Source organism: Salinibacterium sp. AL4.1 (genome assembly GCF_059767305.1).
The window spans coordinates 708472-722194 of sequence record NZ_JBSOQK010000001.1 but is presented as its reverse complement, the minus strand read 5'-3'; the positions used below and the strand labels follow the sequence as shown (position 1 = coordinate 722194).

At 64.2% G+C, this 13723-nt stretch carries 12 protein-coding genes; 9 read left to right on the top strand and 3 right to left on the bottom strand.

What is annotated here, in order from left to right:
- Positions 1–7: 7 nt before the first annotated feature.
- The gene (locus ACWTV3_RS03540; RefSeq protein WP_498476868.1) at positions 8–2950 is read right to left on the bottom strand and encodes an FAD-binding and (Fe-S)-binding domain-containing protein; all 2943 of its coding nucleotides are present in this window, start codon (positions 2948–2950) and stop codon (positions 8–10) included.
- A gap of 28 nt (positions 2951–2978) precedes the next feature.
- Here ACWTV3_RS03540 and ACWTV3_RS03535 point away from each other — a divergent pair, with 28 nt between their 5' ends.
- The 5 genes from ACWTV3_RS03535 (at position 2979) to dprA (ending at position 7496) form a co-directional block, all read left to right on the top strand.
- Positions 2979–3599: a LysE/ArgO family amino acid transporter gene (locus ACWTV3_RS03535; protein ID WP_498476867.1), complete on the top strand. Its 621-nt coding sequence runs from the start codon at positions 2979–2981 to the stop codon at positions 3597–3599.
- A 141-nt stretch (positions 3600–3740) separates the two neighbouring features.
- Complete coding sequence (locus ACWTV3_RS03530) at positions 3741–4238, top strand: hypothetical protein (protein WP_498476866.1); 498 nt, start codon at positions 3741–3743, stop codon at positions 4236–4238.
- A 95-nt stretch (positions 4239–4333) separates the two neighbouring features.
- Positions 4334–4690 carry a YraN family protein gene (locus ACWTV3_RS03525; RefSeq protein WP_100388603.1) on the top strand — a complete coding sequence of 119 codons (357 nt, stop codon included), beginning with the start codon at positions 4334–4336 and terminating at the stop codon, positions 4688–4690.
- Entirely contained in the window at positions 4687–6219 is a 1533-nt protein-coding gene (locus ACWTV3_RS03520; RefSeq protein ID WP_498476865.1) for a YifB family Mg chelatase-like AAA ATPase, read from the top strand. The genes ACWTV3_RS03525 and ACWTV3_RS03520 overlap by 4 nt, the downstream gene beginning before the upstream one ends.
- A complete protein-coding gene (gene dprA, locus ACWTV3_RS03515) occupies positions 6216–7496 on the top strand; it encodes a DNA-processing protein DprA (protein ID WP_498476864.1) in 1281 nt (426 codons plus the stop codon). Before ACWTV3_RS03520 ends, dprA begins: the two co-directional genes overlap by 4 nt.
- A gap of 39 nt (positions 7497–7535) precedes the next feature.
- Here dprA and ACWTV3_RS03510 read toward each other — a convergent pair whose 3' ends face one another.
- On the bottom strand, positions 7536–8105 hold the full coding sequence (locus ACWTV3_RS03510; RefSeq protein WP_498476863.1) for a uridine kinase family protein: 570 nt from the start codon (positions 8103–8105) through the stop codon (positions 7536–7538).
- Positions 8106–8343: 238 nt separating this feature from the next.
- Here ACWTV3_RS03510 and putP point away from each other — a divergent pair, with 238 nt between their 5' ends.
- The 3 genes from putP to ACWTV3_RS03495 all read left to right on the top strand — a co-directional run bounded on the left by putP (position 8344) and on the right by ACWTV3_RS03495 (position 11935).
- Positions 8344–9864, top strand: a complete 1521-nt coding sequence (putP, locus tag ACWTV3_RS03505) for a sodium/proline symporter PutP (protein ID WP_498476862.1) — start codon at positions 8344–8346, stop codon at positions 9862–9864.
- Positions 9865–10033: 169 nt separating this feature from the next.
- Entirely contained in the window at positions 10034–10963 is a 930-nt protein-coding gene (locus ACWTV3_RS03500) for a phosphodiesterase (protein WP_498476861.1), read from the top strand.
- A gap of 99 nt (positions 10964–11062) precedes the next feature.
- Complete coding sequence (locus ACWTV3_RS03495; RefSeq protein ID WP_498476860.1) at positions 11063–11935, top strand: NADPH-dependent oxidoreductase; 873 nt, start codon at positions 11063–11065, stop codon at positions 11933–11935.
- Here the strand turns inward: ACWTV3_RS03495 and ACWTV3_RS03490 are convergent.
- Positions 11932–12741: an SDR family NAD(P)-dependent oxidoreductase gene (locus ACWTV3_RS03490; protein ID WP_498476859.1), complete on the bottom strand. Its 810-nt coding sequence runs from the start codon at positions 12739–12741 to the stop codon at positions 11932–11934. The two genes, ACWTV3_RS03495 and ACWTV3_RS03490, sit on opposite strands and share 4 nt — an antisense overlap.
- A gap of 38 nt (positions 12742–12779) precedes the next feature.
- On the opposite strand from ACWTV3_RS03490, the gene ACWTV3_RS03485 reads away from it, so the two are divergent.
- Positions 12780–13706: a tyrosine recombinase XerC gene (locus tag ACWTV3_RS03485; RefSeq protein ID WP_498476858.1), complete on the top strand. Its 927-nt coding sequence runs from the start codon at positions 12780–12782 to the stop codon at positions 13704–13706.
- Positions 13707–13723: the final 17 nt, after the last annotated feature.

Genomic DNA, 13723 nt, shown 5'->3' with positions numbered 1-13723 from the left:
CCGCCGTTTAACGCTCAGGAAGCGCAGCGGCAAGGACCTCCGCGAGATGCTTGCCCTCGGTGTTCGCGAGTTGTGATGCCTGCGTGCGGCACGAGAAGCCGTCGGCCAGCAGCGTACTGTCGGATGCCGCAGCGCGCAGAGCAGGCAGGATGCCGTTCTCGGCGACGGCGACCGAAACGTCGTAGTGTCCCTTCTCCATGCCGAAGTTTCCGGCGAGCCCGCAGCATCCGCTGATCTCGGTGACGGTTGCTCCTGTGGCGGCGAGCAGTGCGCGATCGGCGTCGAAGCCCATGACCGCGTGCTGGTGGCAGTGTGGTTGAACGACAAAGGTCTGGTCGCTGAGAATGGGCGGTTGCCAGTTGGCTGGCCCCAGCGGTGCCGGCGCGGTGAGCAGCTCGGAGAGCGTGAAAGTTGACCGGGCGACTGCTGCCGCCGCGGGGTTGCCGGGCAGAAGCTCGGTCAGGTCGGAGCGCAGCACGGCCGTGCACGAGGGCTCGATGCCGATGATCGGGATGCCGCGGTCGACATAGCCAGCGAACTCGCTCACCAGGTCGGTGAGCTTCTGGCGCGCGCCCGCCAACTGCCCGGTGGTAATCCAGGTGAGGCCGCAACACACATCGCGCTCGGGAAGCAGAATCTCGTAGCCGGCCTCATCCAGCACGCGGATCGTGGCGCGGGCGATGTCCGGCGAGAAGTTGTCGGTGAAGGAATCGGCCCAGAGGAGGACTCGCGGGCGTGGGGCTGCGGTCGAGTTGCTGACGGTGGCAGTTGCGTCAGCGAGAGCGCCGGGGGCGGTGGCTGCGGTGGCGGGGGTTGCCCGTCCAGCGATCGGCGCCTCGGCCGGGGGCGCAGCGCGCAGGGCGCGAGCCTCGGAGCTCGAGCGGAAAGGATGACGGGCGAAAGCGGGGAAGGTGCGCCGAGCATCCATTCCGCCGGCCCACAGGGTGAAGCGTCGCACAAGTGGCACTCGCAGCAGAGCATTCGCGAGCGGGGCGATCGGCGAGATCAGGCGTGCCCAGAGCGGGAGCTGGCCGAGGAGGTAATGGCTGCGCGGGCGGAGCTTGCCCTCGTAGCGGCGGTGCAGCACTTCGGCTTTGAGCGTGGCCATATCGACGCCCGCGGGGCAGTCGCTCGCGCAGGCTTTGCAGGAGAGGCAGAGATTGAGGGCGTCGTGCACTTCAGGGGAGTTCACTCCGCCGGAGATGAGAGAACCGTTGGCCATTTCTTGCAGCACGCGGGCGCGGCCGCGAGTGGAATCTTTCTCGTCGCCGGTCGCCAAGAACGACGGGCACATCACACCGTGGCTGACCGAGTTGTCGGCGCGACACTTGCCGACTCCCACGCAGCGGTGGCTGGCGGTGGTGAGGTCGCCATCGTCGTCGCTAAACGCAAACCCGTTGACCTTGATAAGAGGTAGGGCGGCCGGGCGGCGCAGAGCGGCATCGACCGGAGCCGGGTCGACAACGATTCCCGGGTTCATCAGATTGTTCGGATCGAAGAGCCGCTTGAACTGCCCAAACAGGTCAATCGCGGCCGGCGAATACATGCGCGGCAGCAGCTCGCTACGTGCGCGACCGTCGCCGTGTTCGCCCGACAGCGAGCCGCCATAGGACGCGACAAGCGTGGCGGCGTCATCCACGAAGGCACGCAAAACGGTGCCATCGGTCGCGAGAGGAATATCGAGCCGCACATGAACGCAACCATCGCCGAAATGGCCGTACGGCATCCCCTCGATGTTGTAGTCGGCGAGCAGGGCGTCGAAGTCGCGAAGGTAGGCGCCGAGGCGTTCGGGTGGTACGGCGGCGTCTTCGAAGCCGGGCCACGCTTGCGTTCCGGATGCGGTGCGCCCGGCGAGCCCGGCCCCGTCTTCTCGGATGCGCCACAGTTGCTTCGCGGCCACCGGATCGGTGATGACGCGGGACTCGATCGCCGCAGCATCGGCAGCGAGACGGTTTGCGCGCTGAAGGGTCTCCGCGGGGTCGTCACCGGTGACCTCGACGAGCAGCCAGCCAGCGCCCGCGGGCAGGGCGGCGACGGCGCGGGCTCCGCGGGTGCGGCTGACGGCATCCACGATGCGGGCGTCGAGACCCTCGATCGCGCTGGGGCGGTGGGGGAGCAGCGCGGGCACGGCGTCGGCGGCGGTCGCCATGTCGGGGTAGCCCAGCGCGACGAGCAGCGGATGCTGGGGCTCGGCCACCAGATCAACGGTCGCCTCAAGCACCGTCACGAGACTGCCTTCGGTGCCCACGAGACTGCGGGCGAGGTTGTGGCCGTGCTCGGGCAGCAGGTGTTCGAGGCTGTAGCCCGACACTTGACGGCCGAAGCGCCCGAGCTCGGTGCGGATTATCCCGAGGTTGTTGCTGACGAGGGCGGGGAGGCCCTCAGCGACGCTCGGGTCGTTGGCCGCAGTGAATCGTCGACCGAGGCCGTCGACCACATCGAGGCTCTTCACATTGTCGGCGGTTTTGCCGAACTGCAGGGAATGGGCTCCGCAGGCGTTGTTGCCGATCATTCCTCCGACGGTGCAGCGCGACCACGTAGAGGGATCGGGGCCGAAGCGCAGACCATGAGGCTGCGCGGCGGCTTGGAGAGTGGCCAACACGGTGCCCGGCTGCACGCGGGCGGTTCGGGCATCCGCATCCATCTCAAGAACCTGGTTCAGGTACCGGGAGAAATCGAGCACGATGCCGGTTCCGATGGCATTGCCGGCGACTGATGTGCCGCCACCGCGCGAGGTAAGAGGCGTGCCGCTGTCGCGAGAAACCGAGAGTGCTGCGAGCGCGTCGTCGGTGTCACGCGGAAACACGACCACCTGCGGCACAACCCGGTAGTTCGAGGCATCGCCGGAGTATTCGGCACGGCGGCGCGTGGAGTCATCTACCTCGCCGCGCACCGCAGAAGTCAGCGCGTGAACGAGGTCACGGTGCTCCGGCGATGGCGTGGTCGGCATGAACCCATTCTGCCCCTAGAGTCATCTCATGCCTCCGATCATCGCCGTCGTTGTCGCCGGGTTCGGCTTTGGGCTCTCGCTGATCATCGCGATCGGCGCGCAAAACGCGTTCGTGCTGCGGCAAGGGCTGCGGCGGGAACACGTCACCGCGGTCGTGCTCGTCTGCATGCTCTCTGACATCGTGCTGATCACCGCCGGCGTTGCTGGCCTCGGCGCGCTCATCGAACAAGCCGGGTGGCTGCTCGTGATCGCGCGGGTCGGCGGTGCCCTCTTCCTGCTCGTGTACGCGTTCTTGTCGCTGCGCCGCGCCGTGCGCCCGCAAGCCCTCACAGCATCAACCGGCGGCAAGGGGATGACGCTCGCCGCCGCCCTCTCGACGGCGTTCGCGCTCACCTGGCTCAACCCGCACGTGTACATCGATACCGTGCTGCTGCTCGGCTCCATCGGCGGCACCTACGGCGACGACCGCTGGTGGTTCGCGCTCGGAGCCTGCCTCGGCAGCGTGATCTGGTTCACAGCGATCGGTTACGGCAGCCGCTATCTGCGACCGCTCTTCGCCAAGCCCGTTGCGTGGCGGGTGCTCGACATCGTGATCGCGGTGATCATGGTGGTGCTGGCGGCGAGTTTGATTGCCGGGTTGTTCGCGTAGCTGAGACCCGCGCCGGGACACTTGTGCCCTGCTTGTGGCGACCGGAGCCCTGTGTACTGTGCCCTGTGTGGTCCAAAACGGTTTCATGACAATTCGTTAGATTCACTAGGCGGGTGCGCGGCCGAGTGTTAGAAAGCCACTATGCGTATTTGTGGAGTCGCTCTTGTCGGTGTCGCGGTATTGCTCGGACTTGTCGGGTGCGTCCCGGCTGAGCCCCAAGCATCCGAGACTTCGGGACCATCGGGGGCTTCCAGTGATGCGGGCGAATCGAGAATGCCGTTCTTGAGCGCGGACCCCGGAATGCAGCGATCAGGGTTCAGTGACGCCATTCTCTTCGAGCAGGTGGATGTGGGTGCCCACGAATACTCCCTCCCGCCGCTCAGCGGCTCCGTCGATCAGCTCTTTCTTGCCATCGGCTGCGACCGCCCATCGGAGTTTGAACTCTTTCTCGTGTCCGACGGAGAAATCGTAGACGGAGTGCAGGCAAACGACTGTGTGAGCGAGCGCGGAACTGCGGCAATGGCGAGCATTACGGAGCCGTTCGACGCTGACCCGGCCACTCTGAAGCTCAGGGTTACCGTCGACGATGGTGTGTGGTTCAGCGTCTCGGTGTTCGAAGCGGGCAACGCGACCGAGTAGCCAACTAGTCCTCCCCATCGGGGTGCGGCGGCGGGGCTTCTCCCACATTGCGTGCAGGCTCGGTCGCGGCTGCGCCGAGGCGCGACGCTTGAGCCATGGCAGCAAAAGATGAACTTGGCGCACGTGGCGAACAGCTCGCGACCGACCACCTGACTAGTGCAGGGCTCGAGATCCTCGACCGCAATTGGCGGTGTTCGCAAGGGGAGCTCGACATTGTGGCGCGCGAGCGCGACGAGTTAGTTTTCGTCGAGGTCAAGACTCGCTCGAGTGTGATGTTTGGGCATCCCTTCGAATCGATCACTGCCACCAAACTCGCGCGGCTGCGGCGACTCGCTGCGGCCTGGTGCGATGACCATCCGGGATCTGGTGCTTCCGTGCGCATCGATGCCATTGCGGTAATCGTGCCGTCTCGTGGCGTCGTGGAAATCGAACAGTTGAAGCGCATCTCGTGATCGGCAGAACGTACGCCGTTTCCCTGCTGGGACTCGAAGGGGCCATCGTGGAGATCGAAGCAGACCTCTCCAACAACCTTCCCGGGTTCGTCCTCATCGGGTTACCCGACACTGCGCTGGGCGAGGCAAAAGATCGCGTACGGGCCGCAGCAACGAACTCTGGATGCGGGCTGCCGAATCGCAAGATCACCGTCAACCTGTCGCCGGCTGCGCTTCCCAAACACGGCTCCGGCTTCGACCTCGGAATCGCGCTCGCGGCGCTCGCCGCCTCGGGAACAATCTCGGCAGAATCGATCGACCGCGTGCTTCACATCGGTGAGCTCGGTCTCGATGGGCGACTTCGTCCGGTCAATGGGGTACTGCCCGCGGTGCTCGCCGCGTCGCGGGCCGGGTTCACGACCGTGATGGTGCCGAGCGGCAACGCCGACGAGGCATCCCTCGTTCCCGATATGCGGGTGATTGCCGTGCCTTCCCTGAGGGATGCTGCGATCTGGCACGGCGGGGAATTTGAGCCTGAACCTGTCGAGATCATCACTCGGCCCGCTCCCGAAGTGACGCTCGAGAACGCGGGCGACCTTTCCGACATGATCGGCGGAAGCGACGCGATCGACGCGATGCTGGTCGCCGCGGCGGGTGGTCATCATGTCTTCCTGCTGGGCCCGCCCGGTGCCGGTAAAACGATGCTCGCCGCGAGGCTGCCCGGCCTCCTACCGGATCTTGATCCGCAGGCGGCCCTCGAAGTCTCCTCCATTCGTTCTCTCGCCGGACTCCCGGTCGGCAGCAGCCTCACGACTCGACCACCCCTCGAAGCGCCTCATCACACGGCGACGGCCGCGGCGCTCGTGGGCGGCGGCAGCTCCCAGATACGTCCGGGTGCTGCCGCCCGAGCCTCCGACGGAGTGCTCTTTCTCGACGAAGCACCCGAGTTTGCGCCGGCAGCGCTAGACGCACTTCGGCAACCTCTCGAATCGGGGGTAATCAGCATCCATCGAGCCAACGCACTCGCCCACTTTCCCGGCCGCTTTCAACTCGTGATGGCCGCCAACCCCTGCCCTTGCGGGCAGTGGGGTGCGCGCGACAGCGAGTGCACGTGTCCGCCCAACAGTCGGCGGCGGTATCTCGCACGTCTCTCGGGGCCGCTGCTTGATCGCATCGATATTCAGTTTCGAGTCGAGCGCATCACGAGCGCTCAACTGCGCTTGGCAGGGGAGCGGCCGTCACTCTCGACCGCGGATGCTCGAGCTCAAGTCACCGCTGCTCGCGAACGTGCCGCGGCTCGCCTCGAAGCAACACCGTGGCGGCTCAACTCTCACGTGCCGGGTTCGTATCTGCGTGGTCGCGAACTGCGGCTCGCACCCAAGGTCACCGCCGGCCTCGACCGCGCTCTTGAACGCGGAGGCATCACGATGCGCGGGTACGACCGCGTGTTGCGCGTCGCGTGGTCGCTTGCCGATCTCGCCGACGATTCCCGGCCCGACGACACCCACGTTGGGCAAGCGCTTTACCTCAGAAAGGCCATGTCACAGTGACCATGTTTGGACTCAAAGAATCAGAAGTAGCCACTCTCGTCAGGGCAGTCAGCGTCGGTGGCGGTGAAGACTTCGACCGCGATGCGATCGAAGAACGATTCGCTCGCGCCACGTGGAGTGGCTTGGCCGAGCCCGGCGACCGCCTGGCCGGTCGCGCCATCCAACAGCTCGGAGCCGTGCGCGCTCTCACGGCCGTTGTCGAGCATTGGGAGCCCGAGCGGTTCGCCGCGACGCTCTCGGCTGACGGCGATGCAGTGAGCGACGACGATATGGCCCAAGCAATCGACCGGTGGATGCCACGGCTCAAGTCCAACACCGCGCTCATCGCTCTGCGTCAGGCCGCCCGTTTCGGCGCACGACTACTCACGCCCGGCGACACCGTGTGGCCGTCGCGGCTCAACGATCTCGACTGGCATGCGCCCTCGGCGCTGTGGGTTCGCGGAACCGATGAAGCCCTTGCCGGAATCGAACGCGGCATCGCCCTCGTCGGCGCCCGCGCCGCCACTGGCTACGGTGAACACATCACGATGGAGGCTTCCGCCGGGCTCGTTGATCGTGGATACACAATCGTGTCGGGCGCCGCCTACGGAATCGATGGCATGGCCCACCGTGCGGCGCTCGCCAGCCACGGCCTCACTGTTGCGTTCCTCGCCGGGGGAGTGGACCGCTTCTATCCGAGTGGTCACGACGCGCTTCTCGGTCGCATTGTCGAGAATGGCGTCGTCATCTCAGAGCTCCCGTGCGGCTCACCACCCACTAAATGGAGGTTTTTGCAGCGCAACAGGCTCATAGCCGCAGCGAGCATGGCGACGGTGGTTCTCGAAGCGGGCTGGCGATCCGGCTCCCTCAATACGGCTGGTCACGCGGCCACCTTGGGCCGACCGCTGGGAGCGGTGCCCGGCCCGGTTACCAGCGCCGCCTCCGCGGGCTGTCACCGCCTCATCCGTGACTATGACGCCGTGTGTGTCACTAATCCCGACCAGATGGCCGAGTTAGCGCCGATCGAGCAAGCGTTGCTCACCATCGATGAGGTGGCGGGCGCAGAGCAGTTCGCGGCCTCTTCAGGCGCCGGCGCGGATGCCCGCGGCCCCCGCGACACCGACACGACCCGTCTTCTCGACGCCCTCAGCGCTCGCAGCGCCCGTTCCGCCGATGATCTAGCTGCGCGCAGCGGGCTCGCGCTCTCCACAGTTCGCGCCCGACTCGGCTTGCTCGAACTCGACGGCCGTGTCACCGAGACTGAGCGCGGTTGGAACCGTGTAACGAGCGCGCGGTAAGTGGGCAGCGCTGTGTTTGATGCCAAGCGAAGAGTTCAGCTACTTGATTCGATACAACACATCCGCGGTGGAACGTGGATCGAACCAAGCAACAAAGTCTCGTTCGTTCGGTACCCAAACCTCGTCCCATAGCCGTTCGTGATCTCGTCCAAGCCGGCGATCACGCGCCTTCCCCTGAGCAGTGGCATCGTCGAGCGCTAAGTCAACCCACACGGTGAGATCGAAGGCGCCCGCAAGCTCCGGATGAAAGAGCCCGATCGCGTCAACCACGACGACATCCGCGAAGGGCAACGCCTCGGGGGTCGCGAGAGCGCGAGCTGACCAATCGAACCGCTGAAACGAACCGCTGCGGCCGTGGCGAAGAGGATCGAGCACTTCTCGACGCAAGCGCAAACGTTCAACGCCAGCGCAGTCGTTCGAGCGCTGGTGCGATCGAACAGGCTCAAGAAAATCGTCGCCACGTATGCGAACACAACTCGGCAGTGTAGACACCAGCTCGCGAGCGAGCGTTGACTTGCCCGCCCCGCCGAACCCCGAAATGCCAACGACGGTCGTATGCGAGGTCGGAGGCAACTCGTCGATGGCGGAAAGGACGCGAGCGACTGTCATAGTGGCGTCAGTTTACGCGGCGTCGAGGCTGACCTCGAAGTGTTGAAAATTGTGTTCAGCTGTGGCCGGGCGCAACACTCCTGTGTGGGCTCCGCATAAGCGCGTGATTCCTGTCTAACTGCGCACAAGCGTTAGAAACTCTTACCTTTTATGTGCGTCGATTGAGATTGTTACTAATCCTTATCTCTGCAAGGGTAGACAGGCTTAACCCACGCACACGCATGAGAAAGGCGACACCTTGAACGATCTAACCTTCCAAATTATTGCGATGGTCATTTATATGGCCGCAATGCTCGGGATCGGCTGGTGGGCCTACAAACGCACTACCGACCTCGACGACTACATGCTTGCTGGTCGCAAGCTCAGCCCCGGAGTGGCGGCGCTCAGCGCAGGAGCATCCGACATGTCCGGCTGGCTCCTCCTCGGACTCCCCGGTGCCTTCTACGTAGGAGGCCTCGTAGAGGGCTGGATCGCCATCGGTCTGACGATCGGCGCCTGGCTCAACTGGAAATTCGTCGCACCCCGACTGCGGGCGTACACCGAAGTGTCCAAGAACTCGATCACGGTACCCAGCTTCTTCGAGAACCGGCTTCGCGACAAAACACACATCTTGCGCATTACCGCAGGAATCATCATCCTCGTCTTCTTCACGTTCTATGTCTCCTCCGGCATGGTGGCCGGTGGAAAGTTCTTCGAGAGCGCATTCAACTCTGAATACCTCGTCGGAATGCTCCTCGTCGGTGGCGTCACCGTGCTTTACACCCTCTTCGGTGGCTTCATCGGTGCGACCTACACTGACGTTGTTCAGGGCATCATGATCTTCCTTGCACTGATCTTCGTACCGATCATCGGTATCTCGCAGGTCGGTGGCATCGATGGCGCAATTGAGTCAATCCGCGCAGTCAGCACTGAAGAAGTCGACATGCTCAACCTCTTCGGCGGTTCCGCAATCGCGGCAATCTCCGCAGCAGCGTGGGGCCTTGGCTACTTCGGTCAGCCGCACATTTTGGTCCGCTTCATGGCGCTGCGTTCGCCCGGGGATGCCGTAGCCGGTCGCCGCATCGGCATCAGCTGGATGATCATCTCGGTTCTCGGTGCGCTGGCATCGGCCCTCATCGGTATCGCGTACTTCCAGCAGAACCCCGACCTCACCCTTGACGACCCCGAGAAGGTCTTCCTCGAGCTGTCGCAGATCTTCTTCCACCCGCTCATCGCTGGTTTCGTTCTCGCCGCAGTGCTCGCTGCTGTCATGAGCACGATCTCCTCGCAGTTGATCGTGTCGTCGTCGGCTCTCGTCGAAGACCTCTTCAAGATCATCGCGAAGAAGGAAGCAACTCCGAAGGCACAGGTTGTTCTTGGTCGTATCGGCGTTCTCGTCGTCTCGGTTGTTGCGATCATTATCGCGCTTGACCCGCAGGCGTCAGTGCTCGATCTTGTTGGTTACGCTTGGGCTGGCTTCGGTGCCGCATTCGGGCCGATCGTCTTGCTGTCACTCTTCTGGCGCAAGCTCACCGCCCCCGGCGCGATCGCCGGAATGATCGCCGGTGCTGTCACCGTCGTCATCTGGGGCAACACCGATGCGCTGTCGGGCGTCATGTACGAAATCGTTCCTGGCTTCCTCCTCAACCTCGTTGTTGCGATTGTCGTAAGCCTGTTCACTTTCAAGCACAGCGACAACATCGTCACCGAGTTCGATTCTGCCGTCGAAGGTGTTCGCACCGGAACGGTCACGTTGCCGGTCTTCGACAAGAAGGACTAACGTCACACGATCGAACGCGCCCCACCGGGCGTAATCGGTACCGGATGCCCGTCGACCACAGTTGTGGCGGCGGGCATCCTGCGTTAACCAGCACGGTTCGAGCACGCAGGCTTTCGCACCGCCTTGCGATGCCCTATTGAATGACACCCGGCAGGCCTAGGCTGGGCGTGTGATTCAACTCGGCCAGTACCCTGCCCCCAGCCACGTCATCGCTCACGTGAGCGACACCCACTTACTTGCGGGCGGCCGACCGCTCTACGGCGCGGTCAACACGATCGAGCACCTCGAGCAGGCGCTTGCCCAGCTCGAGCGATCAACCGCCAACCCGCAAGCGATCGTATTCACGGGTGACCTCGCCGATCTGGGGGAGCCCGACGCCTACGTTCGCCTTCGCGAAATTGTGGAGCCCGCAGCTAAGCGCATGAACGCCGAAATCATCTGGGTGATGGGCAACCACGACGAGCGCGACCAGTACTCCAAGCTGCTTTTCAATGACGAATCGGATGCTCCGCAAGACCGGGTCTACATGATCGACGGGTTGCGCATCATCTCCTTCGACACCACGGTTCCGGGTTACCACCACGGCGACATCAGCGACGAGCAGTTGGAATGGCTGCGAGCCGAACTGGAAACCCCCGCACCGCACGGCACGCTGCTCGCTGTGCACCATCCGCCGATCCCCACCCCCATGCTCGAAGCAATGGGCATGCTCGAACTGCAGCGCCAAGAACGCCTAGCGGAGGTGCTGCAGGGCAGTGACGTGCGCGCGATTCTGGCCGGGCATTTGCACTACTCCACCCACTCGACGTTCGCGGGCATTCCCGTCTCGGTCGCTTCGGCGACGTGTTACACGCTCGACTTGAGCGCTGAAGATCGGCTGCTCTCGGGCGTCGACTACGGCCAGGCCGTGAACGTGGTGCACGTGTACGAGAAGCAAACCGTCCACTCGATCGTCCCGGTGGGCGACACCGCCGAGATCACGGGGCACTCAGCAGAGGCGTGGGCACAGATCGAGGCGATGACTCCCGAGCAGCGGCTCGAAACATTCTCGGCCAAGAACTCCACTTTCAATGCTGCCGAAGTTGCTGCCTCCGACTAGAGCGCTGGCACTGGCGCGTGCACTGGCACGTGCGCGGTAACTGTCGTCGTGGGGCACCTCGTGCATTGCGTGCCCAGTTGAGCGTGAAATCATTGCGGTATGACCTTGGGTTCGACACACACTGCACCGGCCACTCGAATCGAACAGGAACAGCGCGAGATTTCGCCCGAGTTCGTTACCGACACTATTAAGGTGCTCACTAGCCACGAGTCGATTCGCAGCTTCGAAGAGACGCCGATTGCGGCGGAAGTTCTCGAGGCCATTCTGGTCTCGGCTCGCAGCGCCCCGACGTCTTCGAACCTCCAAGCCTTCAGCATCGTCGTGGTCGAGGATGCTGAGCGTCGTGCCCGCCTGGCTCACCTCGTCGGCGACCAGCGCTACGTCGCCGAGGCTCCCGTCATGCTCATCTTCTGCGCAGACGTGTCGCGGTTCCACTACTTGGCCGAGCGTCAGGGGCGCACCTTCGGGGCAGACAATCTCGAGATGTTCTTGACGGCATCCGTCGATGCCACGCTTGCGCTTCAGAACGCGCTCGTCGCCGCCGAGTCCTTGGGGCTCGGCACTGTGCCCATCGGATCGGTGCGCAATAGCCCGAGCGCTATCGCCGAAGAGCTGGGGCTGCCGCAGGGCGTCTTTGCCGTGGCGGGGCTCACGATCGGCTATCCGAAAGAGGGCGTGCGGCGGGGCACCAAGCCGCGCCTGTCGAGCGAAGCCGTGGTGCATCGCGAGCAGTACTCCAGCGCGGATGTCGAAGAGCACGTGCGAGAGTACGACGACGTCATGATCGCCAATGGCCTCTATGCGGGGCGTCAGGTCGCCGGCGGTGCTGCTCACGTTCCGGATGCCGAATACGGCTGGGCTGAGCACACCGCTCGCCGCACAAGCAAGCCCGATGGGGTGACCGGGCCGTCCGCTGCCCTGCGCGATCATCTCAAGGCTGAAGTTGAGGCGCGCGGCTTTCCGATTCGCTAGCCGGCGGCCTTTGCCGACTCAGCGCGGCTCGATCGCGCCACCGCAACAAGAATGAGCGGCTGGGCCACCTTCATAAGCGCCCACACCAACTTGTAGCGAATGCTCGGAACGGAGAGTGCGCGACCGCGCGCCGCCGAGTGCAGAGCCGAGCGAACCACGAAGTCCGCGTTGAGCCACATCCACTTCGGGGCCATGTCTGAGCGTTCGATGCCGAGGCGGGCATGAAATTCGGTGCGTACGAAACCGGGTGCGACCGCACTGAAGGTCACGCCGCGGTGGCGGTAGTGCGCATTGGCCCAGCGGCTGAAGCTCAGCGGCCAGGTCTTGGCGGCTGCATACATTCCGAGCGGCGCCCCTCCCGCGATACTCGCGACCGTCAGGATCGTGCCCGAGCCGCGGGAGAGCATTCCGCCGAGCGCAGCATGGCTGAGGCGCATGGGCACCGTCGCCAAGATCTCGAGCATCCGCTCTTCGTCATCGACGGAGTTTTTTTCGAACTCCTGCGCAAGGCCGTAGCCGGCGTTATTCACGAGATAGCTGACCGGATGCTCCGGGGAAGCCAGCCGCTCTTCAACCATTGCCCGCTGCTGCGGGTTAGTGAGGTCGGCGGCGAGTACCTCGACGTCCACGCCGAAAGTCGAGCGCAGCGAATCGGCCACACTCTCTAGGCGAGCGCGATCGCGTGCCACCACGATGAGGTCGTGGCCGGCTGAGGCGAGCTGGCGGGCGAACTCTGCGCCCAGTCCCGAGGTTGCGCCCGTCACGAGAGCGGTGCCGACGTGCTGCGCTGAAGATGGAGTGGTCATCCCGAAACGCTATCGCGTCGCACACTAATGTCTGCAGCATGCCGCACGATAGACACGTGAACCTGCACCGGCTCGTGGATGTGTTTGTCGAGTACCTCTCGGCAGACCGCGGCTTTAGCGTGCATACGATCCGTTCGTATCGTTCCGATCTCACCACGCTCGTCGATTTTGCTGCTGAGCGCGCCGCGACAGCACCGGCTGACCTCGATCTCGAACTGCTGCGCGAGTGGCTCTGGCAGTCGTCGCAAGACGGCCTCGCTAAGGCGACGCTCGCTCGGCGGGCGGCAGCGGCCCGGGCTTTCAGTGCCTGGCTAGCAGCTAACCACCACACCGAAGTGGATGCCGCGGCGCGGCTCAAAGCCCCTAAAGCCGAGCGCCACTTACCCCGGGTTCTCAATCGCGACCAAATGGCTGAGATGCTGCAGAGTGTTGAGGCGCGCGCCTCCTCGTCCGACCCGATTGCGCTGCGGGACAGGGCTATTGTCGAGCTCCTGTATGCCTCGGCACTGCGGGTGAGCGAACTCGTGGGCTTGAGTGCCAACGATGTCGATGATTCGCGACTAACCGTGCGCGTGATGGGTAAAGGTTCGAAGGAACGTGTTGTTCCGTTCGGCATCCCGGCCCAACGGGCACTCAGCGATTATCTTGAGCGCGGCCGGAGTCAGTTGACTACGGAAACCGGGGGAGCGGCTCCGCTTTTCGTGGGCGCTCGGGGAAAACAGGTCAGTTCGCGCACAGTGTATGAAGTTATTGCGCACTTGCTTGCCGATGTTCCGGGGGCCGGCGGTTCGGGGCCCCACACATTGCGGCACACGGCGGCGACCCACTTGCTCGATGGTGGTGCTGATCTGCGTGCTGTGCAAGAACTCCTCGGGCATGCCAGCTTGGGTACAACGCAGCTCTACACTCACGTTTCTACCGAGCGCTTGCGCGAAAGCTACCGAACGGCGCATCCGCGAGCGTGACCGGGCTCGGTGCCGAG

Excerpts from the sequence above, each read along its gene's own strand:
- ACWTV3_RS03540 (WP_498476868.1), bottom strand. The coding sequence starts at position 2,950 with ATGCCGACCACGCCATCGCCGGAGCACCGTGACCTCGTTCACGCGCTG.
- ACWTV3_RS03535 (WP_498476867.1), top strand. The coding sequence starts at position 2,979 with ATGCCTCCGATCATCGCCGTCGTTGTCGCCGGGTTCGGCTTTGGGCTC.
- ACWTV3_RS03530 (WP_498476866.1), top strand. The coding sequence starts at position 3,741 with ATGCGTATTTGTGGAGTCGCTCTTGTCGGTGTCGCGGTATTGCTCGGA.
- ACWTV3_RS03525 (WP_100388603.1), top strand. The coding sequence starts at position 4,334 with ATGGCAGCAAAAGATGAACTTGGCGCACGTGGCGAACAGCTCGCGACC.
- ACWTV3_RS03510 (WP_498476863.1), bottom strand. The coding sequence starts at position 8,105 with ATGACAGTCGCTCGCGTCCTTTCCGCCATCGACGAGTTGCCTCCGACC.
- ACWTV3_RS03495 (WP_498476860.1), top strand. The coding sequence starts at position 11,063 with ATGACCTTGGGTTCGACACACACTGCACCGGCCACTCGAATCGAACAG.
- ACWTV3_RS03490 (WP_498476859.1), bottom strand. The coding sequence starts at position 12,741 with ATGACCACTCCATCTTCAGCGCAGCACGTCGGCACCGCTCTCGTGACG.
- ACWTV3_RS03485 (WP_498476858.1), top strand. The coding sequence starts at position 12,780 with ATGCCGCACGATAGACACGTGAACCTGCACCGGCTCGTGGATGTGTTT.